23 protein-coding genes and 6 tRNA genes are annotated in these 24,706 nt (G+C 71.7%); 9 read left to right on the top strand and 20 right to left on the bottom strand.

Features of this window, described 5'->3' with window-relative positions; genetic code table 11:
* Positions 1-72: 72 nt before the first annotated feature.
* The 6 genes from ACIRD7_RS32950 to ACIRD7_RS32925 form a co-directional block, all read right to left on the bottom strand.
* On the bottom strand, positions 73-711 hold the full coding sequence (locus ACIRD7_RS32950) for a hypothetical protein (RefSeq protein ID WP_403459297.1): 639 nt from the start codon (positions 709-711) through the stop codon (positions 73-75).
* A gap of 13 nt (positions 712-724) precedes the next feature.
* On the bottom strand, positions 725-1,603 hold the full coding sequence (locus tag ACIRD7_RS32945) for a carbohydrate ABC transporter permease (RefSeq protein WP_403459295.1): 879 nt from the start codon (positions 1,601-1,603) through the stop codon (positions 725-727).
* Positions 1,600-2,601, bottom strand: a complete 1,002-nt coding sequence (locus ACIRD7_RS32940) for a carbohydrate ABC transporter permease (RefSeq protein ID WP_403459292.1) — start codon at positions 2,599-2,601, stop codon at positions 1,600-1,602. The genes ACIRD7_RS32945 and ACIRD7_RS32940 overlap by 4 nt, the downstream gene beginning before the upstream one ends.
* Positions 2,601-3,890 (bottom strand): ABC transporter substrate-binding protein, encoded by a 1,290-nt coding sequence (locus tag ACIRD7_RS32935; RefSeq protein ID WP_403459290.1) that lies wholly within the window; start codon positions 3,888-3,890, stop codon positions 2,601-2,603. Before ACIRD7_RS32935 ends, ACIRD7_RS32940 begins: the two co-directional genes overlap by 1 nt.
* Positions 3,891-4,287: 397 nt before the next feature.
* Positions 4,288-4,359: transfer RNA gene (locus tag ACIRD7_RS32930), tRNA-Val, on the bottom strand.
* 87 nt (positions 4,360-4,446) lie between these two features.
* On the bottom strand, positions 4,447-4,905 hold the full coding sequence (locus tag ACIRD7_RS32925) for a TIGR02611 family protein (protein ID WP_403459289.1): 459 nt from the start codon (positions 4,903-4,905) through the stop codon (positions 4,447-4,449).
* A 191-nt stretch (positions 4,906-5,096) separates the two neighbouring features.
* Between ACIRD7_RS32925 and ACIRD7_RS32920 the strand changes: the two genes are divergently transcribed.
* Together ACIRD7_RS32920 and ACIRD7_RS32915 are read left to right on the top strand one after the other, a co-directional pair.
* On the top strand, positions 5,097-5,510 hold the full coding sequence (locus tag ACIRD7_RS32920; protein ID WP_004002642.1) for an SsgA family sporulation/cell division regulator: 414 nt from the start codon (positions 5,097-5,099) through the stop codon (positions 5,508-5,510).
* Positions 5,511-5,778: 268 nt separating this feature from the next.
* Positions 5,779-6,339 carry a CGNR zinc finger domain-containing protein gene (locus ACIRD7_RS32915; RefSeq protein WP_403459287.1) on the top strand — a complete coding sequence of 187 codons (561 nt, stop codon included), beginning with the start codon at positions 5,779-5,781 and terminating at the stop codon, positions 6,337-6,339.
* 67 nt (positions 6,340-6,406) lie between these two features.
* On the opposite strand, the gene ACIRD7_RS32910 is transcribed toward ACIRD7_RS32915, so the two are convergent.
* Both ACIRD7_RS32910 and ACIRD7_RS32905 read right to left on the bottom strand, forming a co-directional pair.
* A complete protein-coding gene (locus tag ACIRD7_RS32910) occupies positions 6,407-6,559 on the bottom strand; it encodes a hypothetical protein (RefSeq protein ID WP_004002639.1) in 153 nt (50 codons plus the stop codon).
* Positions 6,560-6,716: 157 nt separating this feature from the next.
* Positions 6,717-7,160, bottom strand: a complete 444-nt coding sequence (locus ACIRD7_RS32905; protein WP_403459286.1) for a hypothetical protein — start codon at positions 7,158-7,160, stop codon at positions 6,717-6,719.
* Between the two features lie 215 nt (positions 7,161-7,375).
* Between ACIRD7_RS32905 and ACIRD7_RS32900 the strand changes: the two genes are divergently transcribed.
* The gene (locus ACIRD7_RS32900) at positions 7,376-7,891 is read left to right on the top strand and encodes a DsbA family protein (RefSeq protein WP_403459285.1); all 516 of its coding nucleotides are present in this window, start codon (positions 7,376-7,378) and stop codon (positions 7,889-7,891) included.
* A 677-nt stretch (positions 7,892-8,568) separates the two neighbouring features.
* Here the strand turns inward: ACIRD7_RS32900 and ACIRD7_RS32895 are convergent.
* The 3 genes from ACIRD7_RS32895 to ACIRD7_RS32885 form a co-directional block, all read right to left on the bottom strand.
* On the bottom strand, positions 8,569-9,393 hold the full coding sequence (locus ACIRD7_RS32895) for a GNAT family N-acetyltransferase (protein ID WP_403459284.1): 825 nt from the start codon (positions 9,391-9,393) through the stop codon (positions 8,569-8,571).
* Positions 9,394-9,469: 76 nt separating this feature from the next.
* A complete protein-coding gene (locus tag ACIRD7_RS32890; RefSeq protein ID WP_403459283.1) occupies positions 9,470-10,291 on the bottom strand; it encodes an aminotransferase class IV in 822 nt (273 codons plus the stop codon).
* Entirely contained in the window at positions 10,288-11,331 is a 1,044-nt protein-coding gene (locus ACIRD7_RS32885) for a chorismate-binding protein (RefSeq protein WP_403459282.1), read from the bottom strand. Before ACIRD7_RS32885 ends, ACIRD7_RS32890 begins: the two co-directional genes overlap by 4 nt.
* A gap of 178 nt (positions 11,332-11,509) precedes the next feature.
* Here ACIRD7_RS32885 and ACIRD7_RS32880 point away from each other — a divergent pair.
* The 5 genes from ACIRD7_RS32880 (at position 11,510) to ACIRD7_RS32860 (ending at position 11,976) form a co-directional block, all read left to right on the top strand.
* Positions 11,510-11,582, top strand: a tRNA-Gly gene (locus tag ACIRD7_RS32880).
* Between the two features lie 38 nt (positions 11,583-11,620).
* Positions 11,621-11,694 (top strand) — tRNA-Cys (locus ACIRD7_RS32875).
* A 1-nt stretch (position 11,695) separates the two neighbouring features.
* A tRNA-Val gene (locus ACIRD7_RS32870) sits at positions 11,696-11,767 on the top strand.
* Between the two features lie 19 nt (positions 11,768-11,786).
* Positions 11,787-11,858, top strand: a tRNA-Val gene (locus tag ACIRD7_RS32865).
* A 46-nt stretch (positions 11,859-11,904) separates the two neighbouring features.
* Positions 11,905-11,976: transfer RNA gene (locus ACIRD7_RS32860), tRNA-Val, on the top strand.
* 54 nt (positions 11,977-12,030) lie between these two features.
* Here the strand turns inward: ACIRD7_RS32860 and ACIRD7_RS32855 are convergent.
* From ACIRD7_RS32855 to ACIRD7_RS32840, 4 genes are all read right to left on the bottom strand, one after another.
* Complete coding sequence (locus ACIRD7_RS32855; protein ID WP_403459281.1) at positions 12,031-12,324, bottom strand: zf-TFIIB domain-containing protein; 294 nt, start codon at positions 12,322-12,324, stop codon at positions 12,031-12,033.
* A gap of 80 nt (positions 12,325-12,404) precedes the next feature.
* The gene (locus ACIRD7_RS32850; RefSeq protein WP_403459391.1) at positions 12,405-13,319 is read right to left on the bottom strand and encodes a phosphotransferase family protein; all 915 of its coding nucleotides are present in this window, start codon (positions 13,317-13,319) and stop codon (positions 12,405-12,407) included.
* Positions 13,320-13,575: 256 nt separating this feature from the next.
* Positions 13,576-13,773: a hypothetical protein gene (locus ACIRD7_RS32845; protein ID WP_403459280.1), complete on the bottom strand. Its 198-nt coding sequence runs from the start codon at positions 13,771-13,773 to the stop codon at positions 13,576-13,578.
* 198 nt (positions 13,774-13,971) lie between these two features.
* Positions 13,972-14,259 (bottom strand): hypothetical protein, encoded by a 288-nt coding sequence (locus tag ACIRD7_RS32840; protein WP_403459279.1) that lies wholly within the window; start codon positions 14,257-14,259, stop codon positions 13,972-13,974.
* 196 nt (positions 14,260-14,455) lie between these two features.
* On the opposite strand from ACIRD7_RS32840, the gene ACIRD7_RS32835 reads away from it, so the two are divergent.
* A complete protein-coding gene (locus tag ACIRD7_RS32835) occupies positions 14,456-15,820 on the top strand; it encodes a protein kinase (protein WP_403459390.1) in 1,365 nt (454 codons plus the stop codon).
* 13 nt (positions 15,821-15,833) lie between these two features.
* Here the strand turns inward: ACIRD7_RS32835 and ACIRD7_RS32830 are convergent, their stop codons facing one another.
* From ACIRD7_RS32830 to cbiE, 5 genes are all read right to left on the bottom strand, one after another.
* Entirely contained in the window at positions 15,834-16,817 is a 984-nt protein-coding gene (locus ACIRD7_RS32830) for a phosphotransferase family protein (RefSeq protein WP_403459278.1), read from the bottom strand.
* Between the two features lie 159 nt (positions 16,818-16,976).
* Positions 16,977-17,795: a TrmH family RNA methyltransferase gene (locus ACIRD7_RS32825; RefSeq protein WP_403459277.1), complete on the bottom strand. Its 819-nt coding sequence runs from the start codon at positions 17,793-17,795 to the stop codon at positions 16,977-16,979.
* 64 nt (positions 17,796-17,859) lie between these two features.
* Complete coding sequence (gene cobA, locus ACIRD7_RS32820; RefSeq protein WP_403459276.1) at positions 17,860-19,092, bottom strand: uroporphyrinogen-III C-methyltransferase; 1,233 nt, start codon at positions 19,090-19,092, stop codon at positions 17,860-17,862.
* A 159-nt stretch (positions 19,093-19,251) separates the two neighbouring features.
* Complete coding sequence (gene cobT, locus ACIRD7_RS32815; protein WP_403459274.1) at positions 19,252-23,094, bottom strand: nicotinate-nucleotide--dimethylbenzimidazole phosphoribosyltransferase; 3,843 nt, start codon at positions 23,092-23,094, stop codon at positions 19,252-19,254.
* 368 nt (positions 23,095-23,462) lie between these two features.
* Positions 23,463-24,674 carry a precorrin-6y C5,15-methyltransferase (decarboxylating) subunit CbiE gene (gene cbiE, locus ACIRD7_RS32810; RefSeq protein ID WP_403459273.1) on the bottom strand — a complete coding sequence of 404 codons (1,212 nt, stop codon included), beginning with the start codon at positions 24,672-24,674 and terminating at the stop codon, positions 23,463-23,465.
* Between the last annotated feature and the right edge of the window lie 32 nt (positions 24,675-24,706).

Here is a 24,706-nt window from a genome sequence, read left to right as displayed (position 1 = left end):
GCAGGTTGATCAGGGGCATGACAGAGAGAGATACGGCGCTCAGGGCACCGACCTTGGGAAAGGCACCGCCCGTCAGCGGTGCCGGTACCGCTCCTCCACGGCGACGGCCGCCGCGGCGACGGCCCCCAGGACAGGGACAGCCAGCGGCGCGGCGAACCAGGCGGAGGCGGCGACGACGGCCAGCCCGCCGACGACCAGGAAGGACCCGGCGGGATCGAGCACGGTACGCCGCCCGGCCCCGGCGAGCAGCGCCCACCAGCCGGCGCCCGGCGTCCACCCGGCCGCCGCCCGCAGCACGGCCACGAAGGCGCCGATCAGCGCGCACACGCCGATCGCCCCGACGACCGGCCCGCCGGGAATCCCGGCGCGCGCGGCCTGGACGTCCACCCCGACCGCGGCCACCACGCCCCACCCGGCGAGCCCGACGGCCCACCCGCCGCGCACGGCGACCCGGAAGTCGGCGACGAACTCCCGCAGGCCACCGCCCTCGTGTGCGAGACGACGCCGCAGATGCCGGGCCCCGGCGGCGAAGGCGGCCGGCCAGGTGACCAGCCCGAGGGAGGCCACGGCGATCCACACGCCGGTGAGCAGACACTCGGCGAACACCCCGAACCTTCCCCAAGCTCTCGACTCCGCTCGAGCAGGGGAGGCCCCAATGGCGAAGGCCGACTCTCCACCGGCCGTACGAGCCTTCACACGCGCTTGGGCCATCGCGTCCGCCCCCTCAGCCCTTGAGTCCGGACGTCGCCATGCCGTCGATCAGATACCGCTGGAAGGCCAGGAAGAAGGCGAGGACCGGCAGCAGGGCGACGAGCGACATGGCGATCATGCCGCCGTAGTTCGCCAGCCCTTCCTGGTCGACGAACATCTTCAGGCCCAGGGAGACCGTGTACTTGTCGGGCTCGTTGAGATAGATCAGCGGGCCCATGAAGTCGTTCCAGGAGTTGATGAAGGTGAAGATCGCGCTGGTGATCAGGGCCGGCCTGCACAGCGGCAGCATGATCGACCAGTAGATCCGGAGGTGCCCGCAGCCGTCGAGGCGGGCCGCCTCGTCGAGTTCCTTGGGCAGGTTCCGCATGAACTGCACCATCAGGAAGACGAAGAACGCCTCCGTGGCGAGGTACTTCCCCAGCAGCAGCGGGGTGTAGGTGTTGATCATCTCCATGTTGCGGAACAGCACGTACTGCGGGATCAGCAGCACGTGGTACGGCAGCAGGAGCGTGCCGATCATCAGCGTGAAGAGCAGATTCCGCCCGGCGAACCTGATCCTCGCGAAGGCGTAGGCGGTCAGCGAGCAGGACACCACGATCCCGATCACCGAGCCGACCGCGAGGAAGAGCGAGTTGAAGAAGAAGGTGGAGATGGAGATGTCGGCGATGCCGTCGGCGAGGCTCGTGTAGTTGGACAGGACCGGGTCGGCCGGCAGGAGGTCCAGGCTGCCGACGATGTCCTCGCTGTTCTTGAAGGAGCCGCCGATGACCCAGATCACCGGGTAGAGGATCACCGCGAGGACGAGCAGGGACCCGATGTGCCAGGCGACGGAACCCGGCAGCCTGCGGCGCAGCGCCCCGGCCCGCGCGGTCGGAAGATCGTGGGTGCTCATCGGGCGCCCTCCTCGTAGTGCACCCAGCGCTTCTGGGACCAGAACAGCACCGCCGTGACCAGGGCGACGGCGACGAGCAGCATCCAGGCCATGGCGGAGGCCAGGCCCATACGGCTGTTCTCGAAGCCCTGGACGTAGAGGTAGCAGGTGTAGACCATCGAACCGTCGGCCGGACCGCAGGCGTTGCCCCCGGCGCCGCCGCCGACGATGTAGGCCGAGCTGAAGATCTGGAAGGAGTGGATGGTCTCCAGCAGGACGTTGAAGAAGAGGACGGGGGAGATCATCGGCAGGGTGATGTTCCAGAACCGCCGCAGCTTGCCCGCCCCGTCGACCTCGGCCGCCTCGTACAGCTCGCGCGGGACCTGCTTGAGGCCGGCGAGGAAGATGACCATGGGGGCGCCGAACTGCCAGATGGTGAGCGCCACCAGGCTGTAGATGATCAGGTCCGGGTCACCGGTCCAGCCGCCGACGCCGATCCCGAAGAGCTTCTGCGTACGATCGACGATCGCGTCGTCCGAGAAGATCGCCTTCCACACAATCGCCACCGAGACGCTCGCGCCGATCAGCGACGGGGCGTAGAAGGCGGCCCGGTAGAAGGCCTGGCCGCGTCGCTTCTGTGCGAGCAGGAGCGCCACGCCGAGGGCCGCGAGCAGCTTGAGCGGCGTGCCGACGACGACGTACCAGAGCGTCACCTGCACCGAGTGGCGCCAGCGCGGGTCGGCGAACATCTCGGAGAAGTTGTCGAGGCCGATCCATCGGGGCGCGTCGAAGAGGTTGTAGTCGGTGAAGGCGAAGTAGAGCGAGGCGGCCATCGGGCCCGCGGTGAGCAGCAGGAACCCGGCGATCCACGGGGACATGAAGAGATAGCCGGCCAGGTTCTCCCGGCGGATCCGCCGCTTGAGGGCGGCGGGTCGCTCGGGCTTCACCGGTCGCTGCCGCGGCTCGCAGTCCTCGGTCAGGCCCTCCGCCGCAGGGGCGTGTGTCACGGTCGTCCCCATCAGACGACGAGAGCCGTCTTCGACTCGGTGAAGAACTGCTCGACGGCCTCGTCGACCGAGCGCTTGCCGAGCGCGAGTTCCTCGGCGATGCGCAGGAACGCGGCCTCACAGATGTCCGCGCCGTTCGGGTGCGGGGTGATCGGCTCCAGGACACCGGCCTCTACGAGGGAGGTCTCGTAGGCGGCGATCCCCTTGTTGACCTCGTCCGTCGGCTGGAACGCGTCGAACTGGGCCTGGGTGGCGGGCACGCCCCGGTCGTAGCCCATGATCTTGGCGACCTCGGGGTCGTGCACCATGAAGTCGATGAACTGGGCGACCTCCTTCGGGTGCTCGGTGCGCTTGGAGGCGCTGAGCATCAGGGAGCCGAGGTACTGGCCGGTCTTCTTGCCGTCCGTCGTCGGGATGGGCGCGAGGCCGTACTCGCTCTTGCCCTCGGAGGTGTAGCGGACGGTGAAGTTGTCCCAGGTGAACTCGCCGCCGGCGAGTTCGGCGGAGACCGCCGACTTGGGCTTGATCTGGGCGACCTTCTTGGCGTCGGCGTAGAGGCCCTCCTCGACGCCCTTCTCGGCCTTGGTCCACCAGTCCGTCAGGTCCGCCTCGGTGAAGCCGAGTCCGTCCTCGGTGAAGAACGCCTTGCCGTTCTGACGGAGGTAGAGGTCGTAGAGGTACATGACGCCGTACATGCCGCTGTCGCCGGCGCGTCCGGTCCGGTCACGGATCCTCTTCATCGCCGCCTCGAAGTCGTCCCAGGTCCAGCCTTGCTCCGGTTTGACGCCCGCCTTGGTGTAGACGGGCTTGTCGATCACGAGGGCCATCGAGTTGGAGCCGACCGGGACACCGAGGAGCTTTCCGTCTATCTCGCCGAACTTGTCCAGGCCCGCGCGGAAGCCGTCCATCGAGAGGTTGCCCGCCTCGACCTGCTCGCCGAGATCGAGAAGTACATTCTTCGCGTCGTATTTGCGCAGGAATCCAATGGCATTCTGGAACACGTCCGGCGGATTCCCGCCGGAGGCCTGGGTGTTGAACTTCTTCCAGAAGTCGGTGTACGGCTGAAAGTCCGTCTTGACCTTGATCTTCGGGTACTTCTTCTCGAAGAGCGCGATGGTCTTGTTGATCCGCTGAGCGCGGTCCTCGGCCCCCCACCACGCGTAACGGATCGTCACCGTCCCGTCGGCGGCGGCTCCCCCGTCGCCGCCGCACGCCGTGGTCGAGGCCAGCCCGAGCGTGGCAGCCGTGGCACCTGCCGCCTTCAGGATCGTGCGCCGGTCGACATTCCTGTTGGTTCCCACAGTCGGGCCCTCCCCGCAGCGTCGTTGCCGCCTGCATGAATCGTTTCAAGTAAGCGCTTGCTGGCACAAGGTACGGAGGGCCTCGGGGTGCGTCAATGATTCGGACAGGAATTTCTTCGCGGGCATACGGGGCGAGTTGACGGTGTGTGAGGTCGGGCCGACGAGCCCGGAAGCGCGATGCCGCAGGTCAAGGGCGTGCGACAGACGGGCCGAACAGGGGTGCGGTGCCACGCGGGGGCCCGGTCGGCCGAATGCGGTCCGGTCGCCGGTGAGTTGCCCGGAGCCGGAGCGGAAACGGGAGCCGGCCGGGCGTCCGACCCGCACCCCGGAGCAGCATGCGGGGGCGGAAACGCCGGCGGCCCGCCTGCACAGTCGCAGGCGGGCCGCCGGATCCGGGTGGGCGATACTGGGTTCGAACCAGTGACCTCTTCGGTGTGAACGAAGCGCTCTCCCACTGAGCTAATCGCCCGGACGCAGGAAGAACATTACCCCATGTCAGGGGGTGCGCGTGACCAGCGCGAACCCGCACCGGACGACGTCCGCACCCCCTCGTGGATCACTGGTCCTTGATGTTCCAGGGCATGACGATGCCGAACTTCCACAGGTAGAAGCCGAGTATCGCGCCCACGATGACGAGGCCGATCGTCGTCAGGATGATGTTGCGACGCCGCACCTTCGGATCAAGGGCCCGCTGGGCCGCCTCGGTGACCTTGCGCTTGGTCCAGCGCAGGACGAGCTGGGCCCACACGAACTCGGTCGCCCAGACGGCCATGCCGCCGAAGATGATCACCCAGCCGGGCCCCGGCAAGGGCAGCAGGATGATGCCGGTGACGACTATCGCCAGGCCGATGATGAAGACGCCGACCTGCCAGCTCAGATGCAGCGCTCTACGCGCCTTGATGAACTCCGGCGCTCGCGAGCCGAGCCCCTGCTCGCTGTCGTCCTTCACACCGTCCACTTCGGTCTCGTCGGTAGCCACGGCAACTTCGCCCGGCTCGTTACTCCCCGTATTCATACGGCCAAACCCTACCGGACCGAAACGAGTCACCGGAATGGTCGTACCTCGCGAACAGGTTCTCGGCCGGAAGAGTTACGTAAAGGCACGCAAAACACTCAGAGGGGTTTACAACGGCACCGTAGGTGGCATGTCGATTTCGCCGACGTGCGAATCCCCGAGCGCACACTGAGCGAAAGGCCCTGGCGCTTATGAACACCACGGTCAGCTGCGAGCTGCACCTGCGCCTCGTTGTGTCGAGCGAGTCCTCCCTGCCTGTCCCCGCAGGCCTGCGGTACGACACGGCCGACCCCTACGCCGTGCACGCCACCTTCCACACCGGAGCAGAAGAGACCGTCGAGTGGGTGTTCGCCCGTGACCTCCTCGCGGAGGGGCTGCATCGGCCCACCGGCACCGGCGACGTCCGCGTCTGGCCGTCGCGCAGTCACGGTCAGGGCGTCGTCTGCATCGCGCTGAGCTCTCCGGAGGGCGAGGCGCTGCTGGAGGCGCCCGCGCGGGCTCTGGAGTCGTTCCTGAAGCGGACGGATGCCGCCGTGCCTCCCGGCACGGAGCATCGGCATTTCGATCTCGATCAGGAGCTCTCACACATCCTGGCGGAGAGTTAGGGCGAGACCGCCCCACGAAGCCGCCCGGCGCCGTCGACTCGGGGTGACGGCTCGGGCCTAGACAACCGCATACGGCACGCAGCAGCGCCGTCTCCGCTCCGCGGGGGCGGCGCTGGTGTGCTTGTGGGTGACGGGAACCGTCAGCGTCGCCGTGGCGTTGTAATCGGAGACGTGTGCGAGTACGACCCTTGGGCGGGCCGCGCGAGCCACTACGATCGGCCAGCATCGGCGGGCACTCCGCCCGACCCACCAGGCCAGGGAGCGAAACGTGCTGATCACCCATGACACCCGGTGTGCACTCGATGCCGTGGTGGACCTGGTGAACACCGCACCGGAGGGCGACGAGTCCCCGGAGGGGCTGCCGGACGTCGCGGCCCTCGAAGACTTCGTACGAAAGCACGAATTCAGTGATGTCGGGGTGCTGTCGGAGTTCGATCTGTCCGCGGTGCGCAAGGTGCGCGGGCGGTTCGCCGCGATCTTCGCGGCGCCGGACGCCCGGACGGCAGCGTCCCTGATCAACGAACTGGTCGCCGCCGCCGGCACCACCCCGCGGCTCACCGACCACGACGGCTACGACTGGCATGTGCACTACTTCGCCCCCGGCGCCTCCGTCGCCGACCACCTGGCGGCGGACTGCGGCATGGCGCTGGCGTTCTTCGTGGTCGCCGGGGAGGAGGAGCGACTGCGGCGCTGCGAGGCACCGGACTGCCGGCACGCCTTCGTGGACCTCTCCCGCAACCGCTCCCGCCGGTACTGCGACAGCCGTACCTGCGGAAACCGTCTGCACGTGGCCGCCTACCGGGCCCGCCGCAAGGAAGCGGCCGGCTGATCCGCGGCTGCGGCCCGCGGTGTCGACGCGGGCCCCGGCGGGTGGCGCCGGGGGCCGCGGGTACGGCTCAGAGCAGCAGCAGATCGTGCAGCGCAGCCATGAGCAGCAGACACCCGATCACCGCAAGGAAGATCATCAGCGGTGGCTGGGAAAGGGCGAAGAGGCACCCGCGAGGCTCGTCCTGAGGTGGCGCGGCCTCGCTCTGTGTCGTGTCCAGCATCTCGCGGGCGATGATGACGCAGTTGCACCCCGCCGCGCGATCAACACGCCCGGAATGAGCGGGAGTTCGCCGAATTCCGTGATGTCCGGTTCGGGTCGTGATCGCTTACGGCCGGGTCGGCGACCCACTGTGTCGTTTCAGTCCCGGAGTGCGGACGTCAGATGCCGTGCTTCTTGAGGATGGCCTCGATGTCGCTGAAGTCCTCCGATGCGTCCGACCGGGGTGCGGTCGCGGACTTCGTCGACTGACGGGTGCCCGCGCCGAGGGAGGGCGCGGAGGCGGCCGGCGCCACCGCGTCCCGCTGTGCGGAGGCACGGGCCTCCTTGCGCTCCTTGCGCGTACCGCCGCGGCGGCGCTCCACCGCACGGGTGGTCGTGAACAGCACCCAGGACAGACCGAGGACTCCGAAGCCCGCCCAGGCCGTCGGGCTGAAGGCGGTGTCCGCCAGCCAGTCGACGACTCCGGTCATGACCAGGCCGAGGGGCACCAGGGAGTACGCGGCGATGCGCGTGGCCGCGAGGAAACGCTTGCGGTACGCCGTGACCGCCGCGATGCCCAGGCCGGCCGCGGCCACGGCTGAACAGACGGTCTCGGCAATCATCCGGGCCTCCAGGCGTGCCGGGTCGGGTCAGGGCACTTCGTCCCTTCCATCCTGCACCGTGGCCACCCCGCCCGGCCATGCCTCGGCCCGACATCAGGGACATCTCCGGGTCATCTCCTCCGCAGGTGCCGGTCGGGGCCGTACCGCCGGGCCGGTCCGGACCGTCGCCCCAGGTCGGATTGGGTCGCCGGGGCCGGTGCTGGGAGACTGGGGCCATGAGCGACTCCTCCCCCGACCGTCCCGCCGCGCCCGTCCTCGACGTCTGGTGCGAGCTCCAGTGCCCCGACTGCCGCAGCGCCCTGGACGACCTTCACGCCCTGCGGGCCCGCTACGGCGACCGGCTGGAGCTGCGGCTGCGGCACTTCCCGCTGGAGAAGCACAAGCACGCCTTCGCGGCGGCGCAGGCCGCGGAGGAGGCTCTTGAGCAGGGGCAGGGGTGGTCGTACGTCGAGGCCGTGCTGGGCCGGGTCGAGGAGCTGGACCGTAGGGGCGAACCCTTCCTGGTCGAGGTGGCCCGGGAACTCGGCCTGGACGCCGAGGAGTTCGACACCGCGCTGATCGACGGCCGGCACATCCTGATCGTCGACGCCGACCAGGCCGAGGGCAAGGCGATCGGCGTGACCGGCACGCCGACGTATGTGATCGACGGCGAGCGCCTCGACGGCGGCAAGAGCCAGGAGGGGCTGCGCGAGCGCATCGAGGAGATCGCGGACCGGCTGCTGGGCGAATAGCCGGGTGTCTGAACGGTTGCTGTAGCGGCGGGAGGGGGCGGGCTCTCGGGGTGGGCCGTTGCCTGATCGGCCGGGACGCCAGCGGCCGAGCTCGGGCGTCGCCCGACCGGCCACAACAGCGACGGCCGAGCGCAGGGGGCGCCGACCGGCTGCTACAGCGGCGGCTGGGGTCACGCCCGCGCCTGACCGGCCAGGGCGCCAGCGGCTCAGGACAAGCCTCGCCGGTCAACCCCAACAGCAACGCCGAGCCCAGGCGTCACCGACGGGTACAACAGCAGGGGCTGAGGGCGGGCCCACCCCTGGCCGGCCACGGCACAAGTTTCGTCCGGCCGGCCCCAACAGCAACGCCGAGCACAAGCGTCACCGACCGGTACAACAGCAGGGGCTGAGGGCGGGCCCACCCCTGGCCGGCCACGCACAAGCTCCGTCCGGCCGGCCCCAACAGCAACGCCGGGCACAAGCGTCACCGACTGGCCGCTACAGCAACGGCCGGGGGCAGGCTCACGCCCGACCAGCCGCGACACCAGCGGCCCAGCACCAGCCTCGCGCGACCAGCCACAGCAGCAACGGCCGGGGCAAACCACGCTAGGCCGGCCCCAAGACCAGCGGCCCAGCACAAGCCTCGCCCGACCACCCACACCAGCAACGGCAGACCACAAGCCTCGCCCGACCGCCCCCTACAACAGCGCCTTGTACAGCGCGCGGATCGTCGTCTCGTAGCCGAGGGACTCGTAGAGCCGCTCGGCCGGGGTGTTGCCCGCGAAGACGTTGAGGCCGATGGTGCGGTGTCCGTTGACGATCGCCTGGACCTCGGCCACCAGCATCAGGGTGCGGCCGTGTCCCTCGCCGCGGTGGGACGCGTCGGTCTCGACGTCGTAGACGAAGGCACCGCCCTCGCGCGTGCCCACCCACAGGGTGCCCACCCGCGTTCCCTTGTGTTCGAGGACGCTGAGGAACACGTCGGGGGTGCGCAGGCCCTCCGGCAGCAGTGCCGCGTGGTCCCGTTCGGACTTGGCCCGGGCCTCTGTCTCGGGGACCCCGCGCTCGACCCAGCTGCGCATGTAACCCTCGTGGCTCTTGTCGAGCCAGGCCTCGTACTCCGCCTCCGTCATGGGCCGCGCCCTGCTGCCCGGGGGCAGGTCGGGCGGGGTGGCGCCGAGCGCCTTCTCCATGCCGCGGTTGCGTACGACGTAGCCGAGGGCCCCGGCCAGCCGCAGTGCCGGTCCGGCGTCGCCGGGGACGCTCACCTCGATGCGCCGGCAGCCCCAGCCGCGGGCCACCTCCTCGGCGGCGAGGGCGGCCACCGTGCCCCGGCCGCGGCGCCGGTCGGGCTCCTCGATCCGCAGCTGCGATATCCGGGCCACCGCGTCACCGAAGACGGGGTGCGTCCCGAGGTGGAGGATCCCGACGGGACGGCCGTTCACGCACACCTGATAGCGGCGCGAACGCGTCCCGTCGTCGTTGTGCTGAAGCGGCTCGGTCGGCCGCAGGGTCGTGGTCATCAGGGGTGTTCTACCCGTCAGGACGCCCGAGGTCAGCCGATTATCCGCGTCCTTCGCGGATCGGCATCCGGTGCCCTCACGGATCCAGGTCGTCCCCGGCCCGCTCGTCGAAGATCCGCATGGCCTTGGCGGTCACCGGGCCCGGCGCGCCCGGCAGTTCGCGGTCGTCGACGCTGTGCACGGCCTGGACGTCCCGCAGGGTGGAGGTGAGGAAGACCTCCTCCGCCCGCTCCAGCGCGTCCAGCGGCAGGTCGGTCTCCCTGGCCCCGGTCCAGTCGATCGTGAGCCGACGCGTGATGCCCGCGAGGCAGCCGGAGGCGAGCGGCGGGGTGTGGATCTCGCCGTCGAGGACGACGAAGACGTTCGAGCCGGTGCCCTCGCAGAGTTGGCCGACCGTGTTCGCGAACAGGGCTTCCGTCGCGCCGTGTTCATGGGCGCGGGCCAGGGCGACGACGTTCTCGGCGTACGAGGTGGTCTTCAGGCCGGTGAGCGCGCCGCGCTCGTTGCGCGTCCAGGGAACCGTGATCACGGCCGTGGAGTCGGGGCGCCGGGTGGTCTCGCCGAGGGCGACGACGAGGGTGGGGCCGTGTTCGCCGCGGTCGGAGCCGAGGGGGCCGTGGCCGCCGGTGTAGGTGATGCGCAGCCGGCCGAGCGGCATCGGGTTGGCCTCGAGGACGGCGGCGCAGGCGCGGCGCACCTCGTCGTGGTCGGGCTCGGGCAGGCCGAGTCCGAGGGCCGAGCGCGTCAGCCGGTCGAGGTGCCGGGTCAGCGCGAACGGACGGCCGTCCACCGCCTTCACGGTCTCGAAGATGCCGTCGCCCACGGTCAGCCCGTGGTCGAAGACGGAGACACGGGCGGACTCGATGTCCTGCAGTCCGCCGTCGAGCCAGATCTTCACGTCAGTCCCTCTCCACTCACCTCGTACGTCCCCGACGCTACCGCGAGCAGCCGGGAAGCCTTGAGCTCGGTCTCCCGCCACTCCCCCTCGGGGTCCGACCCCCAGGTGATCCCGGCGCCGGTGCCGAACCGCAGCATGCCCGCCTCCCGGTCGATCCAGAACGTACGGATACCGACGGCCAGCTCACCGACACCCCGGTCGGCGTCGACCCATCCGATGCCACCGCAGTACGGGCCACGGGGAGCCGTCTCCAGCGCGTCGATGATCCGCAGCGCACTCGACTTGGGCGCGCCCGTGACCGAGCCGGGTGGGAAGGCGGCGTCGAGCAGCTCGGGCCAGCCGGCGCCCTCGTCCAGCTCACCGCGCACGGTGGAGACCAGATGCACGAGCCCCGGATGCTTCTCCACGGCGCACAGATCGGGCACGGTCACGGTTCCGGTGGCGCAGACGCGGCCGATGTCGTTGCGGACCAGGTCCACGATCATCACGTTCTCGGCGAAGTCCTTCTCCAGCAGGTCCGCCTCGGTGCGTCCGGTCCCCTTGATCGGCCCGGACTCGACGACACGCCCCGCGCGCCGCAGAAAAAGCTCGGGTGACGCGGTGGCTATCTCCACCCCGTGCTCCGGCAGCCGGATCGTTCCTGCGTACGGCGCCGGGTTGCCGCGCGCCAACAGGGCGGTCAGCGCGTCCACGTCGGCGCCGGGCGCGACGGGCGCGCTCAGCACCCGGCACAGGTTGGCCTGATAGACCTCGCCGGCCGCGATGTACTCACGGATGCGCCGTACGCCCGCCGTGTACGCGGCGCGGTCGAGCGAGGACGTCCAGTCACCGACCGACGGGCCGTGCCACTGCCCCGGCACCGGCGCGGGGACGGGCTCCTCGCGCACGTCGCGGAAGCGGGCGCAGGTCAGACCGCCCTCGAAGTCGGCGCGGACGGCCCAGAAACCACTGGAGTCCAGGGCCGCGGGATCGCTGGTGACGTCGAGGAGGCCGGTGGCGACGCGGTCGCCGAAGCGGGCGAGAGGAGGGAGGTCGGGCACGCAGTCGAGTCTATGGCGGGTGTCCTGCGGATGACCTGGCCATGTCCCTTCGGTGGGCACCACGGGGTCCCTGAGCAGGTGCAGCGCAGCACGCTGCACAAACGCGTTTTTGTACTGGCCCCGGAATCCGCTAGAGTTCAACACGTCGCCGGGCCGCGGGAGCGGAACGAAACGACAAGCGGACGTAGCTCAGTTGGTAGAGCGCAACCTTGCCAAGGTTGAGGTCGCGAGTTCGAGCCTCGTCGTCCGCTCGAAGGAACAGGGGATCTTCCCGAACCCCTACACTCCTGGTGGAGTGGCCGAGAGGCGAGGCAACGGCCTGCAAAGCCGTCTACACGGGTTCAAATCCCGTCTCCACCTCCAAGGACGATTAGCTCAGCGGGAGAGCGCTTCCCTGACACGGAAGAGGTCACTGGTTCAATCCCAGTATCGTCCACTGGATCTCCGGATCCCCCGCGCGATTAGCTCAGCGGGAGAGCGCTTCCCTGACACGGAAGAGGTCACTGGTTCAATCCCAGTATCGCGCACGCAGTGCCCAAGATCGGCTCCTTGGAGTCACGGTCCTGGTCCCGAGGACGATTAGCTCAGCGGGAGAGCGCTTCCCTGACACGGAAGAGGTCACTGGTTCAATCCCAGTATCGTCCACACACCGAAGCCCCCGGTCATGCGACCGGGGGCTTCTTCGTGGCCCGGTGAGCCTCAGCTGGAGAACAGCATGTGGCCGAAGCTCTTGTGACGCTTGTGGCCGTAGTGACCGCCGTGGTGGCCACCGTGCGGGGCGCCCCAGGCGGGGGCCTGCGGGGCGGCGGCCGGGTAGGCCTGCGGAGCGGCCGGGGGCGGCGGGGCCGGCTGGGTCCACTGGGACTCCAGGCGGGTCAGCGCCTCCAACTCGCCGTAGTCGAGAAAGATCCCGCGGCAGCCACTGCACTGCTCGATCTGAACGCCGTTGCGGTTGTACGTGTGCATCGGTGCATGGCACTTCGGACACTGCATGGTCGGCTCAACTCCTCGCCGGTCGGTCCTGCTTCGCGTATCGCCAGGACAGACTCTGTCCGGCTGCGGTCGGTTGCACACTACTTCGCGGCTTCGTGGACCAACTGTGGGGGGACGGAAGCCATTCGGTCACAGGCGTCGACCAGCGCCTGCTCGACCTCGTCCAGGCCGCGCCCCTCGGCCAGGGCCTTGGTGATCGCGCGGGCGGCGGTCTGCGCGGTGAGAGCGCGGGCCGGGACGTCCAGCGCGGGCCACGGGTCGCCGTCGGCGGGGACGGCCGTGCCACCGGCGGCGCGGTAGGCGGCCAGGAACCGGCGCCATTCCTCGGGCGGGAGCAGGCCACAGGCGTACCACGCGGCCGGCCGCCCGAGATCCCAGGCCGGGACGCCCACGCCGAGGTCGTCGACGTCTATGAGCCGCCACGGGCCGTCGGGGGCCGGGTGCCGGACGAGCTGGCCGAGATGGAGATCGCCGTGGCAGAGCGTGGTGGTGTCGGGCTGCGGGGCCTCGGCGCGGGCCCAGACGGGGAGGGTGCCCCAGGCACGGAGGACGGCGTCGGCGGCGGGGCCGCCGTCGGTGGCGGCGCGGAGCCGGGACAGGGCGAGCGCGGCCTTGACCGGTCCGCGCATGGCGGGCAGCGGGGTGGGCGCGGGGGTGCGGTGCAGCCGTGCGAGCAGCCCCGCCGCCGCCTCCCAAGGGGCCGCGTCGGGATCTTCCGGGTCCACCGGGACGCCGTAGGGCCAGAAGCTCACGAGCCGGGTGTGCAGGTCGACGGGCGTCGGGGTGAGCGGGGGCAGGAAGAGGTCGGGGAGGTGGGCGGCGGCGGTGAGGCGGGGGGTCAGGTCGGTGGGGGTGAGGTCGGGGGCGTGCGCCTTGCCGACGGTGCCGGCGTGCCGGACGACGGTGGCGTCGGGGCGGTCGGCGAGGGTGACGGTCGCTCCGCAGGGGCAGACGGACGCGGACGTGCGTGAGTGGGCCTCGGCTCTGACACGCATCGCGAGGTCGGACAGGAGCGGGTTCTTCGGCGTCACGGGCGTCCCTGGTCGGCGAGTGGTCTGGGCCGAGAGTACGCGGGGTGGCGACGGCGGCTGAGGGGGATGCGAGCAGCAGGAAAAGTGCCGGACAAAAGCAATGCCGGCGCAGCTCCCCAGCTGCGCCGGCATTTGTGCCGTCCGCCGCACCCCCGTCCCCACGGGGTTTCATGGGTGGATGTCCCCGCCCGGACCGCTCTTCCGGGCCTGGGGTCGCCGCTCAGCGCCCCAGCATCACGCCCACGGACGACGCCTGTGTGGCCACTGTCTCCCAGCCGTCGAAGACGAGGAGGAGAAGGGCCGCCAGGGGAAGGGCCATGAGCGTCGCCACCAGGGGGTGGCGGCGGCCCTGGCGGCGCGAGCGCAGCATCATGCGCTCCTGTGTGCGGATCAGTGTCCGCGGTGCCGTCTGGGCCATGGTCCCTCTCCTGACCTGTGTCAGTTGTCGTTGGCAGCGGCGGGTGTCTGACCTCGGGGGACGAGTGCTGCACCCGCCGCTTGACCTCAAATCTAGGCGCGCGGCCCCGCCAGGACGTCATGCCCTCGTACCGATTGCCGGGCCTCCCGGAGGATGAGCCACCACCTGCGACGTACTCCCCAGGGTGGAGACGAGGTCCTAGGTCTCGGGGTCTTCCCCGAGGGGACGCCCGGTGTGCCCCGCTTTGTCACGACTCTTCTCCGAGCTGTCCTCCCGCGGGATCGGCTGCTCAACCAGCGCAAGGACCCGGTTCGCCATGAAGCGGGCCGTACGCACCACGGATCCGCTTCGGGTGACTTCGCTCACTTCCACGACACCTCGACGCACCGCCGTCTCCACCCTGCGGCCCGCCCTGCTCGCCACCACCTCGTACGTGCGCGTCGTGTCCCCGGCGTCCACGACTATCTCCACGCGATCACCCTTCACGGGCTCAATCCCCCTTCTGCCACGGGCGGTTGGGGGCACCTCGGCTGCTAAGTCGCCCTGCTCACCCGCCCTCTGACCACCCTTCAAGTCTCCCACCCACCACTGACAATCCATCACGGCGAGAGGGCGCGGCCTCTGCGCACGGCGGCCCGCGGAAACGTAAGCTGTGGCTCGTCACACGGACCGGGCAGCGGGGATGAACATGGCGATGATGCGCCTGAGGCGCGAGGACCCGCGCGTCGTCGGCTCGTTCAGGCTTCACAGACGGCTTGGCGCGGGCGGAATGGGCGTCGTCTACCTGGGCTCCGACAAGAAGGGGCAGCGGGTCGCGCTCAAGGTGATCCGGCCCGATCTGGCGGAGGACCAGGAGTTCCGTTCGCGGTTCGCGCGGGAGGTCTCGGCGGCCCGGCGGATTCGCGGCGGGTGCACGGCACGGCTCGTGGCCGCCGACCTCGAGGCGGAGCGTCCCTGGTTCGCCACCCAGTACGTGCCCGGCCCGTCCCTGCACGACAAGGTCGTCGACGGGGGCGCGCTCGGCGCCGCCGAGGTCGCCGCCGTGGGGGCCGCCCTGTCCGAGGGGCTGGTCGCCGTCCACGAGGCCGGGGTCGTGCACCGGGATCTCAAGCCCTCCAACATCCTCCTGTCCCCCAAGGGCCCGAGGATCATCGACTTCGGCATCGCCTGGGCGACGGGTGCCTCGACGCTCACCCACGTCGGCACGGCGGTCGGCTCGCCCGGGTTCCTCGCCCCCGAGCAGGTGCGCGGCGCGGCCGTCACCCCGGCCACGGACGTGTTCTCCCTCGGCGCCACGCTCGCGTACGCGTCGATGGGTGACTCGCCCTTCGGACACGGCAGTTCGGAGGTGATGCTGTACCGCGTCGTCCACGAGGAACCCCAGCTGCACGGCGTACCGGACGCCCTGGCCCCGCTCGTGCGGGCGTGCCTGGCGAAGGATCCGGAGGACCGGCCGAGCACGCTGCAGCTGTCGCTGCGCCTGAAGGAGATCGCGGCCCGGGAGGCGCAGGGATTCGCGGACGTACGACCGCCGGCGCCGCGTTCCGGGGACGCCGACCGGCCGACCGGGCGGCTCGCCGACACCTACGCCGACCAGCAGCGGGCCCAGCGCCGCGCGCAGGGCGCTCCCCCGCCCCGCGGCGCCGGCCTGCCCCGGGGCAACGGCACCCCGCGCGTACCCGGCCCCGCCCGTGACGCGGCCCCGTCGAGGGGCGGCAGCGCTCCCCACAGCGGTACGGCGTCGTCCCGGTCCGGCGCCCGGCCACCGGCGTCCGCCTCGCGGAACATCCCCCGCCCGGGCAACGGCGGCAGGCCCGCCCAGCGCGGCGGCAACGGTCGTCCGGCTCCCCGGCCCACGGGGACGGGCCGCCGGCCCGCCAACCCCCAGCTGCTCCGGCAGCGGCTGTTCGTGTTCGTCGTGGTGACGCTGCTCGTCGCGCTCGGGATCGCGGCGGCCCAGGGCTGCCAGGGGCCCGACCGCGGTCTCGGCGGCGCGGGCGAGGTCGTACGACCGCAGCAGGGGCAGGTCGATTCGGGGTCCGCATAGCCGGACGGGGATCTCATGTCCCAGGCGTACGGGCAGCGCGGGGAGTCGCCGCGGCTCGAACCTGTGCGGTGAACACGGCGTTGCGGCGTAGCTGCTGCGCGCACCACCGGAAGTGCCCGTCGCCGTCGTCCAGGCCGAAGAGGTCGTAGGTGGTGAGGGCGTAGGCGGCCTGATAGGCGGTGAGGGTGGTCGGCGCGTACCCGAACTCGTGGGCGAAGAGCCTGGTGAGCGCCGCCGTGTGCTCCTCGGCGTGCGGCCCGTACATGTCCCAGACGGCGGCGGTGACGGCGGCCTCGAAGGCCGGGTCGCCCGCGGTCGTGTAGAAGCCGAAGTCGAGTACCGCGACGGGCCGGCCGGCCGCGTCCATGTGGACGTTGGGCGGGACCAGGTCGCCATGGATCACTGTCACCGGGACGTCGGGGAGCGAGCGCAGCGCCTCTTGCGTCCGTTCGACTCCCGCTTCGAAGTCCGGCACGTGGGCGGCCAGGGCGTCACCGTGCCGGGCTGCGGCCCGCGCCACCAGGGCCGCGAGCGCGTCGCGGAAGCAGTCGTGATCCCGCCAGAGGGGACGGTCGTCTCCCTGGACGGTCAACTGACGCATGACGTCGGTGGCCGGCACGGAGGCCAGACCACGCAGGACAGTGAGCAGCGTGTCGCGCTGCTCGGTGGTGAGCTCGGGTCCAGGGGCCGCGTGTGCGGAGTCGACCCGCATCGAGACTCCGGGCAGCTCGCGCTCGTACGTCACCAGGACGCCCTCGTGGTCCTCTACATCGAGGATCTCGGGGGTGGAGAACGGCAGCGGGTGCCGCGCGATGTCCGCGTACACCTGCCGGGTGAGATCGAGATCAGCGGGCGGCCGGCCGCTCCACACCTTGGCGACCCGGCCCTCGCTCAGCCTGTAGACAACGCCCTCGACGCCAGCGCCGATACGGCGGACCCCCGTGTGCCCGCGGTCGGCGAAGTACGCAAGCCATGGGTCGGGGAGCGGGGCTTCCACGTCAGGGATGTTCTCCGTTCTCGGGAGCCTCAGCAGGGCGCTCAGGACGCCTGCGCAGGGTGAGTGAGGTGTGCAGTTCACGGAGCAGTTGTTCGACCACGGGCGACGGCATGACCGTCACCTTGTCATCAGCTTGACCAGGTCTCCACTGAAATTGCTCTAGGGCCGCGGTCGGCCGGTGGCCACCGCGTAGAAGGCGACCGCTGCCGCCGCACCGACGTTGAGGGAGTCGACGCCGTGGGACATCGGGATGCGTACCCACTCGTCGGCGGCCACCAGGGCCTGGGTGGAGAGGCCGTCGCCCTCGGCGCCGAGCATCAGGGCGACCCTGTCCATGCGCTGCGGGGCCGCCTCGTCAAGGCTCTTGGCCTTCTCGTCGGGGGTCAGGGCGAGGAGAGTGAAGCCCGCCTCGCGGACCGACTCCAGGCCCTTGGGCCAGGTGTCCAGACGGGCGTAGGGCACGGAGAAGACCGCGCCCATGGAGACCTTGACGCTACGGCGGTACAGGGGGTCCGCGCAGTCCGGTGAGAGCAGCACCGCGTCCATGCCGAGGGCGGCGGCGGAGCGGAAGATGGCGCCGATGTTGGTGTGGTCGTTGACCGACTCCATGACCACCACGCGGCGGGCGCTCCGCAGCAGTTCGGTGGCCGTGGGCAGCGGTTTGCGCTGCATCGACGCGAGCGCGCCCCGGTGCACGTGATAGCCGGTGACCTGCTCGGCGAGCTCGGGGCTGACCGCGTACACGGGAGCCGGGAGTTCGTCGATGACGTCGCGCATGACGTCGACCCACTTCGCCGACAGCAGCATCGACCGCATCTCGTAACCCGCGTCCTTCGCGCGTCTGATGACCTTCTCGCCCTCGGCGATGAACAGGCCCTCGGCCGGTTCGCGCTTGCGGCGCAGTTCGACGTCGGTCAGGCCCGTGTAGTCGCGCAGGCGCGGGTCGGTGGGGTCATCGACGGTGATGAGATCGGCCACAGAGTGATACTGCCTTGTCCTGGGTGCGGTGCCAACGGTTCGAGACGGGTTGCGTTACCCGCGGTTACGCGGAAGGGGTCGGTCCCACCCTCACGACCTCGCCGATGACGATGACCGCCGGCGGCTTCACCTCGTGTTCGACCACCGCCTCGGCGGCCGTGGCGAGGGTCGCGTCGACCCGGCGCTGGGCGGCCGTCGTGCCCTCCTGGACCAGGGCGACCGGGGTGTCCGGGGACTTGCCGTTGGCGATGAGCGTCTCGGCGACCTTCCCGAGCGTGCTGACGCCCATGAGGATCACCAGCGTGCCGGTGAGCCTGGCCAGGGCAGGCCAGTCGACGAGCGAGCGCTCGTCGTCGGGTGCGATGTGGCCGCTGACCACCGTGAACTCGTGGGCCACGCCCCGGTGGGTGACCGGGATGCCGGCGGCTCCCGGGACGGAGATCGAGCTGGAGATGCCGGGCACGACCGTGCACGGGACGCCGGCCTCGGCCAGCGCCTGCACCTCCTCCATGCCACGGCCGTAGACGAAGGGGTCGCCGCCCTTGAGACGGACGACCGACTTGCCCTGCTTGGCGTGCTCGATCAGCGCGTTGTTGATGGCCTCCTGGGCCATGAACCGGCCGTACGGCAGCTTCGCCGCGTCGATCACCTCGACGCTCGGCGGGAGTTCCGCGAGCAGGTCGCGCGGGCCGAGGTGGTCGGTGATGACGACATCGGCCTCCGCGAGCAGGCGGCGGCCGCGCACGGTGATGAGGTCCGGGTCGCCGGGGCCGCCGCCGACCAGGGCGACGCCGGGGGTGCGGGTGCGGTGGTGCGGGGCGACGAGCGTGCCGTCGCGCAGGCCCTCGACGACCGCGTCGCGGATGGCGGCGGTGTGGCGGGGGTCGCGGCCCTGCGCCCGGGTGGTGAGGACGGCGACGGTGACGCCCTCGCTGTGGCCGGTGGCGGGGGTCCAGGCCGTCGCCTGGTCGGCGTCGTCGGAGCGGACGCACCAGACGCGGTGACGCTCCGCCTCGGCCGAGGCGCGCGCGTTGGCGTCCTTGTCGCCGGTGGCGATCAGTGCGTACCAGGCGTCCGCGAGGTCGCCGTCCGCGTAGGGGCGCCGGTGCCAGGTGATCTCGCCCGCGTCCGCCATCGCCTCGACCGAGGGGGTCGCCTCGGGCGATACGAGGACGATGTCGGCGCCCGCCGCGATGAGCGCCGGGAGGCGGCGCTGCGCGACCTGGCCACCGCCGAGGACGACCACTTTGCGGCCGGAGAGGCGGAGGCCTACGGGGTAGGCGGGGTTTTCGGCCATGAGGGTGCGGCTCCCTTTTGCGGCGGCGGTGCGATGCCCTGACGTGCGGATTTTATGCTGCGGGCGCTGGTGACGGTTCGGGCGTCCGGTGGCTGGGCGACCACCGGCGACGTGACAGGGGACCCGGGGCCTGTGCTCCCCGGGTCCCCCGTGACCCACCTACTTCTCGGTGACCCCCGCCGAGTCGAACGTCGCCACCTCGTGCATCGCCCGCGCCGTGCTCTGCACCAGCGGAAGGGCGAGCAGCGCGCCCGTGCCCTCGCCGAGGCGCAGGTCGAGGTCGACCAGGGGGCGCAGGCCCAGCTTGTTGAGGGCGGCCACATGGCCGGGCTCGGCGCTGCGGTGACCCGCGATGCAGGCGGCGAGGACCTCGGGGGCGATGGCGCGGGCGACCAGGGCGGCCGCGCCGGCGCTGACGCCGTCCAGGATCACCGGGGTGCGAAGGGACGCGCCGCCCAGCAGGAGGCCGACGATCGCGGCGTGCTCGAAGCCGCCGATCGCCGCGAGGACGCCGATGGGGTCGGCCGGGTCGGGCTGGTGGAGCTCGATGGCACGGCGGACGACCTCGGTCTTGCGGGCGAGGGTCTCGTCGTTGATGCCGGTGCCGCGGCCGGTGACCTCGGCGGGCTCGGCGCCCGTGTAGACGGAGATGAGCGCGGCCGACGCCGTGGTGTTGGCGATGCCCATCTCGCCGGTCAGCAGCGCCTTGTTGCCGGCCGCCACCAGGTCGCGGGCCGTCTCGATGCCGACCTCGATGGCCTGCTTGGCCTCCTCGCGGGTCATCGCGGGCCCGGTCGTCATGTCGGAGGTGCCCGCGCGGACCTTGCGGGGCAGCAGGCCGGGGGTGGCGGGGAGGTCGGCCGCGACGCCGACGTCCACCACGCACACCTCGGCGCCCACCTGGCCCGCGAAGGCGTTGCAGACCGCGCCGCCGCCGAGGAAGTTGGCGACCATCTGGGCCGTCACCTCCTGGGGCCAGGGGGTGACTCCCTGCGCGTGCACGCCGTGGTCACCGGCGAAGATCGCGACGGCCGCGGGCTCCGGGATCGGCGGCGGGCACTGGCGGGACAGCCCGGACAGCTGCGCGGAGATGATCTCCAGCATGCCCAGCGCGCCGGCCGGCTTGGTCATCCGCTTCTGCCGCTCCCAGGCCTCGCCGAGCGCCTTGGCGTCCAGCGGGCGGATCTGCGCGACGGTCTCGGCGAGCAGGTCGTGCGGCTCCTCGCCGGGCAGAGCGCGACGGCCGTACGTCTCCTCGTGCACGACCCACGACAGCGGGCGGCGCTTGGACCAGCCGGCCTGCATCAGCTCGGGCTCGTCCGGGAACTCGTCGACGTATCCGACGCACAGGTAGGCGATGACCTCCAGGTGCTCGGGCAGGCCGAGGGCGCGGACCATCTCGCGCTCGTCGAAGAAGCTGACCCAGCCGACGCCGAGGCCCTCGGCGCGGGCGGCGAGCCAGAGGTTCTCGACCGCGAGGGCGGCGGAGTACGGCGCCATCTGCGGCTGGGTGTGCCGGCCGAGAGTGTGGCGGCCGCCGCGGGTCGGGTCGGCGGTGACGACGATGTTCACCGGGGTGTCGAGGATGGCCTCGATCTTCAGTTCCTTGAACTGCTTCGCCCGGCCCTTGGGCAGCGACTTCGCGTACGCCTCGCGCTGGCGCATGGCCAGTTCGTGCATGGTCTGCCGGGTGTCCGCGGAGCGGATGACGACGAAGTCCCAGGGCTGGGAGTGTCCGACGGAGGGCGCGGTGTGGGCGGCCTCCAGGACGCGGAGCAGGACCTCGTGCGGGATGGGGTCGCTGCGGAAGCCGTTGCGGATGTCCCGGCGTTCGCGCATGACCTTGAGGACGGCCTCGCGTTCGGCGTCGTCGTAGGCGGGCGCGGCGGGGCCGGCGGACTGGCGTGCTTCTTCGACCACGGCCGTGCTCTCTTCTGCCTGGTGGTCTTCCTGTTCGGCGGCCCGGGTGTCCAGGTCCTCCGCGTGCTGTACGAGTTCGGGGTCGCCCTCGCGGGGCGCCGGGACGGTGGGGAGCGGGCCCGGCCCCTCCGCCACGGGCAGCAGGATCGGCTGCGGCGGGGTCGGGGCGAGGTGCGGGGTGGTCGGCACCGAGCCCTCGACCGGCACGAACTGCCCCATGGGCTGCGCGGGCGCGGGCCCCTCGGGGACACCGGTCGCCGGCGGTACGGCCTCGCCCTCGCCGGACTCACCGGCCGGGAGGGGCGTCTGGGCCTGGGCGTCGTCGGCGGGGGCGAGCCGGAGCTGCGGGCCGGCGGGCTCGGCGACGAAGGGGACGGGGGTCTCCGCGGCTACCTCGACGGGGGCGGCTTCCGCGGGGGTGGGCTCGGCGGCTTCCTCGGCGGCTGGGGCTGCGGCGAGCGGCTGGGCGGGGGCGGCCGGCTCTGCGGGGACGTCCTGGGTCGGTGGGGTGTCCGGGAGCTGGGCTTCCGGCTCCGCCACGGGGGCAGCCGGGTCCTCCATCGGGGCGGGCGTGCTCACGGCCACGGGCTGTGCTTCGGCGGCGGCGTCCTGCGCGAAGTGCGGGTCCGGAACGGCTTCCGGAGCCTGGACGGGCTGCTCGGCCGGAGGAAGGGGCTCGTTCTGCTGCGGGGTGGCCTGTTCGGCGTCCACGGGAAGCGGGGCCGGCTCGGGGGCCACAGCGACAGGGGCGCTGTCGACCTCGGTCGGCTGCGGAGCCGCCACGACCGGCTCGGCCTGCGCGAGCTGCGGGGCCTGCTCGGCATCCGCTGCCGACGGCACTGGCACCGCCTCGGAAGTGGCCTGGGCGGCGGCGTAGGTGACGAGGTCTTCGGGGAACTGCTCGGGAGGCTCGGGCGCGACGACCTCAACGACCTCGACGGCCTCCGGGGCGGGGGCGTCCGGAACCTGTACCGCTTCGGGGGCGGGGGCGTCCGGAACTTGTACGGCCTCGGGAAGCGGCTCGCTCTCGGGGGCGGAGCCGTCGGCGACCTGACCGGCCTCGGCGGCGACCTGCTCCACCACCGGGCCGACGCCATCGCCGGCCACCTCGGAGCCGGGCTCGGCCACGGCCTCGGCAACAGGCTCGGCGACCGGCTCGGTCACGGACTCGGCGACGGGCGCTTCGGGAGCCTCGGGAGCCTGAGCACCCTCAGCCACCGGGCCCTCGGCGACCTGACCGACCTCGACCACCGGCACCCCGGCGACCGGAGCGGCCTCAACCACCGGCACCCCATCACCCGGGCCGGCCTCGGCGACGTCTACTGCCTCAGCACCTCCGCCGGTGACGACCGCGTCCTGCCCGGCCCCGGCGTCAGCGTCACCACCGGACGGCTCCTGGCCGCCGTACCCACCCTCCTGCGCGGTGGGTGCCTCAACGGGCTCGGCCTCCTGAGCCACCCCCACCGTGGCTCCGGCCTCGTGGGCGACACGCGCCACGACCGCCTGGGCCACGCCCGCGGGCTGTTCGGCCGGGACAACCGTTTCGGCAGCCTGCGCCTCCGCGGCCACCGGCACGGGGGCCGGGGCGGGCCACGGCGTGGTCGGCTGGGGAGCCGCCGGGGCGTCCAGGTACTCGGGGCCGGGCTGGCGGACCGGCGCTCCCACCGCGCCGCGGTCGGCGAGGGAGCGGACCGGGCTGGCCGAGGCGTCCGGGGTGGGCGGACCGAGATGCAGGGGGCGCCGGGGGGTGATCGGCGGGATCGGCACCGTGGGCGCCGTGGGCGCCGTGGGGGTCGTCGGACCCGGGAGGCGGACGCCACTCAGGTCGACCGATCCGCTGTCACGGCCGGAGACCTCGTGCGGGCCGGGCTGGTGGACGGCCTCGACGATCGGCTCCGGCGCGGGCGGGGCCACCTCGTTGCCCCAGGCACCTTGAGTGCCGGGCATCAGCAGGTCCTCGTCCTCGGCGGGGCTCTCGGAGAGGTAGCCGTACGCACCGTGCGCCTCGGGGACGCCCGGCTGCTCCACCACGCCTGCGCTCTCCGGCAATCCTTCGCCCGGGACCTGGCCGGTGTCGGTCATGCGTACCCCTCGCCCATCGGTTAGTGCTTATACGACCAGCTCACCGGGAACGGCGCACCGACCGCCCCCGCAGTGAAGAACGAGCGTCCGTGCCCAGCGGCACGAACGACCCGCGCCAAAAAGGCGACAAAGCCATTGAGTGGCATTGTCCTGGCCGTTCGGCCGTCGCGACAGGTAGATCCGCGACAGGCCGCTGTGGACTGCGCCACGTTGCGCGTCCTCCGGTTTCGCCGTACCACACTCACCCCAAACGGGGCGTGTTTTTCCGGACATTGACCGACGAATAGCCGGGCGACCGAGTGCGGTACAACGATCGGCCAGCCTACCGCGCGCGGTACGACAACCGGATCACGGGGACGGGTACGCGATCACGCCGTGCGATCGGGCAGTACCCCGCTGAGCAGGAACGCGACGCTCCGCTCCCGCTCCGTCCAGGCCCGCGTGTCGAGTTCGACGGACTGCAGGAGGGCGCACTGGACGTCGTAGCCGTGTTCGGTGAGGTCGCGGCCGATGAGTTCGGCGTCGTCGCGGGTCGCGGCGTGCGCGACGATGCGCTGCGGGCGCCGGTCGGCGACGGCGGAGACGACGGCCGCTCCCCCGCCGCCGACACGCACGACGTCCGGCTCGGGGAGGTTCTCCAGGACGTGCGGGGCGGTGCCGTGGACGATCTGGAGCTGGACGCCGAAGGCGCGGGCGTTGGCCTCGGTGCGGGCGCAGGCCTGCGGGTCGCGGTCGACGGCGATGACGGCGGCGCCGGCCCGTGCTGCCTCGGTGGCGAAGGCGCCGCTGGCGCAGCCGATGTCCCACACCAGGTCGCCGACGCGCGGGCCGAGCCGGGCGAGTTGGGCGGCGCGCAGCGGTTCCAGTTCGCTCTCGCCCATGAGGCCGCCGTAGGCCTCGGCGGGCAGGGTCCAGCCGCGCGGCGCGGCGGCCGGGTCGCGGCCGGCGATCCATCCGCCGCCCTCCGCAGCGGCGATCGCGCCGCCGATGACGATGACGACGTTCGGGTCGCGCCAGCTGTGGTCGGCGGCCTTGTCGGAGGTGACGACGGTGACCTGCTCGCGCTCGGTGCCCAGTTCCTCGCAGATGACGAAGGTGCGGTGGACGCCCTCCAGGAGCAGGCCGAGCTCGGCGGGGCCGGCGCCGGGTGAGGTGAGGACGGCGACCTTGGTGTGGGCGCGGCACACGTTCACCGCGCGTCGCAAGGTGCGACGGTGTGCGACGACCACCTGTGCGTCGTCCCAGGGCATGCCCGCGCGGGCGAAGGCCGCGGCGACCGAGGAGACGGCGGGGACGACCTCGACCTCCAGGCCGAACTCGGGTGCGCGCAGGGTCCGTACGACGCCGAAGAAGCCGGGATCTCCGTCGGCGAACACCACCGCGGTGCCGCGGTGGCCGGCGATGCGGCGTGCGGCGAGGGCGACGCTGCCCAGGCGGATGCGTTCGGCGGCGGGCGGGACCTCGGCCAGCGCCAGGTGGTGCGCGGCACCGGCCACGAGCGTGGCGGCACCGAGGGCGGAGCGTGCCGCGGCGGTCAGCGGCGAGCCGTCCCAGCCGATCACCGTGACCCGGTCGGCCATCGTCGTCAGTCTCCTGGGTTTGCGCAGGTCGT

The organism is Streptomyces sp. NPDC093568 (genome assembly GCF_044764945.1).
GTDB lineage: Bacteria > Actinomycetota > Actinomycetes > Streptomycetales > Streptomycetaceae > Streptomyces.
The sequence above is the reverse complement of the archived record's forward strand: the minus strand, read 5'-3'. Positions and strand labels throughout refer to the sequence as shown.

What these genes read in the sequence shown, in the direction of transcription:
- ACIRD7_RS32950 (WP_403459297.1), bottom strand. Translation starts at nt 711, where the DNA reads ATGGCCCAAGCGCGTGTGAAGGCTCGTACGGCCGGTGGAGAGTCGGCC.
- ACIRD7_RS32945 (WP_403459295.1), bottom strand. Translation starts at nt 1,603, where the DNA reads ATGAGCACCCACGATCTTCCGACCGCGCGGGCCGGGGCGCTGCGCCGC.
- ACIRD7_RS32940 (WP_403459292.1), bottom strand. Translation starts at nt 2,601, where the DNA reads ATGGGGACGACCGTGACACACGCCCCTGCGGCGGAGGGCCTGACCGAG.
- ACIRD7_RS32925 (WP_403459289.1), bottom strand. Translation starts at nt 4,905, where the DNA reads ATGAATACGGGGAGTAACGAGCCGGGCGAAGTTGCCGTGGCTACCGAC.
- ACIRD7_RS32920 (WP_004002642.1), top strand. Translation starts at nt 5,097, where the DNA reads ATGAACACCACGGTCAGCTGCGAGCTGCACCTGCGCCTCGTTGTGTCG.
- ACIRD7_RS32910 (WP_004002639.1), bottom strand. Translation starts at nt 6,559, where the DNA reads ATGCTGGACACGACACAGAGCGAGGCCGCGCCACCTCAGGACGAGCCT.
- ACIRD7_RS32905 (WP_403459286.1), bottom strand. Translation starts at nt 7,160, where the DNA reads ATGATTGCCGAGACCGTCTGTTCAGCCGTGGCCGCGGCCGGCCTGGGC.
- ACIRD7_RS32900 (WP_403459285.1), top strand. Translation starts at nt 7,376, where the DNA reads ATGAGCGACTCCTCCCCCGACCGTCCCGCCGCGCCCGTCCTCGACGTC.
- ACIRD7_RS32895 (WP_403459284.1), bottom strand. Translation starts at nt 9,393, where the DNA reads ATGACCACGACCCTGCGGCCGACCGAGCCGCTTCAGCACAACGACGAC.
- ACIRD7_RS32855 (WP_403459281.1), bottom strand. Translation starts at nt 12,324, where the DNA reads ATGCAGTGTCCGAAGTGCCATGCACCGATGCACACGTACAACCGCAAC.
- ACIRD7_RS32850 (WP_403459391.1), bottom strand. Translation starts at nt 13,319, where the DNA reads ATGCGTGTCAGAGCCGAGGCCCACTCACGCACGTCCGCGTCCGTCTGC.
- ACIRD7_RS32845 (WP_403459280.1), bottom strand. Translation starts at nt 13,773, where the DNA reads ATGGCCCAGACGGCACCGCGGACACTGATCCGCACACAGGAGCGCATG.
- ACIRD7_RS32835 (WP_403459390.1), top strand. Translation starts at nt 14,456, where the DNA reads ATGAACATGGCGATGATGCGCCTGAGGCGCGAGGACCCGCGCGTCGTC.
- cobA (WP_403459276.1), bottom strand. Translation starts at nt 19,092, where the DNA reads ATGGCCGAAAACCCCGCCTACCCCGTAGGCCTCCGCCTCTCCGGCCGC.
- cobT (WP_403459274.1), bottom strand. Translation starts at nt 23,094, where the DNA reads ATGACCGACACCGGCCAGGTCCCGGGCGAAGGATTGCCGGAGAGCGCA.
- cbiE (WP_403459273.1), bottom strand. Translation starts at nt 24,674, where the DNA reads ATGGCCGACCGGGTCACGGTGATCGGCTGGGACGGCTCGCCGCTGACC.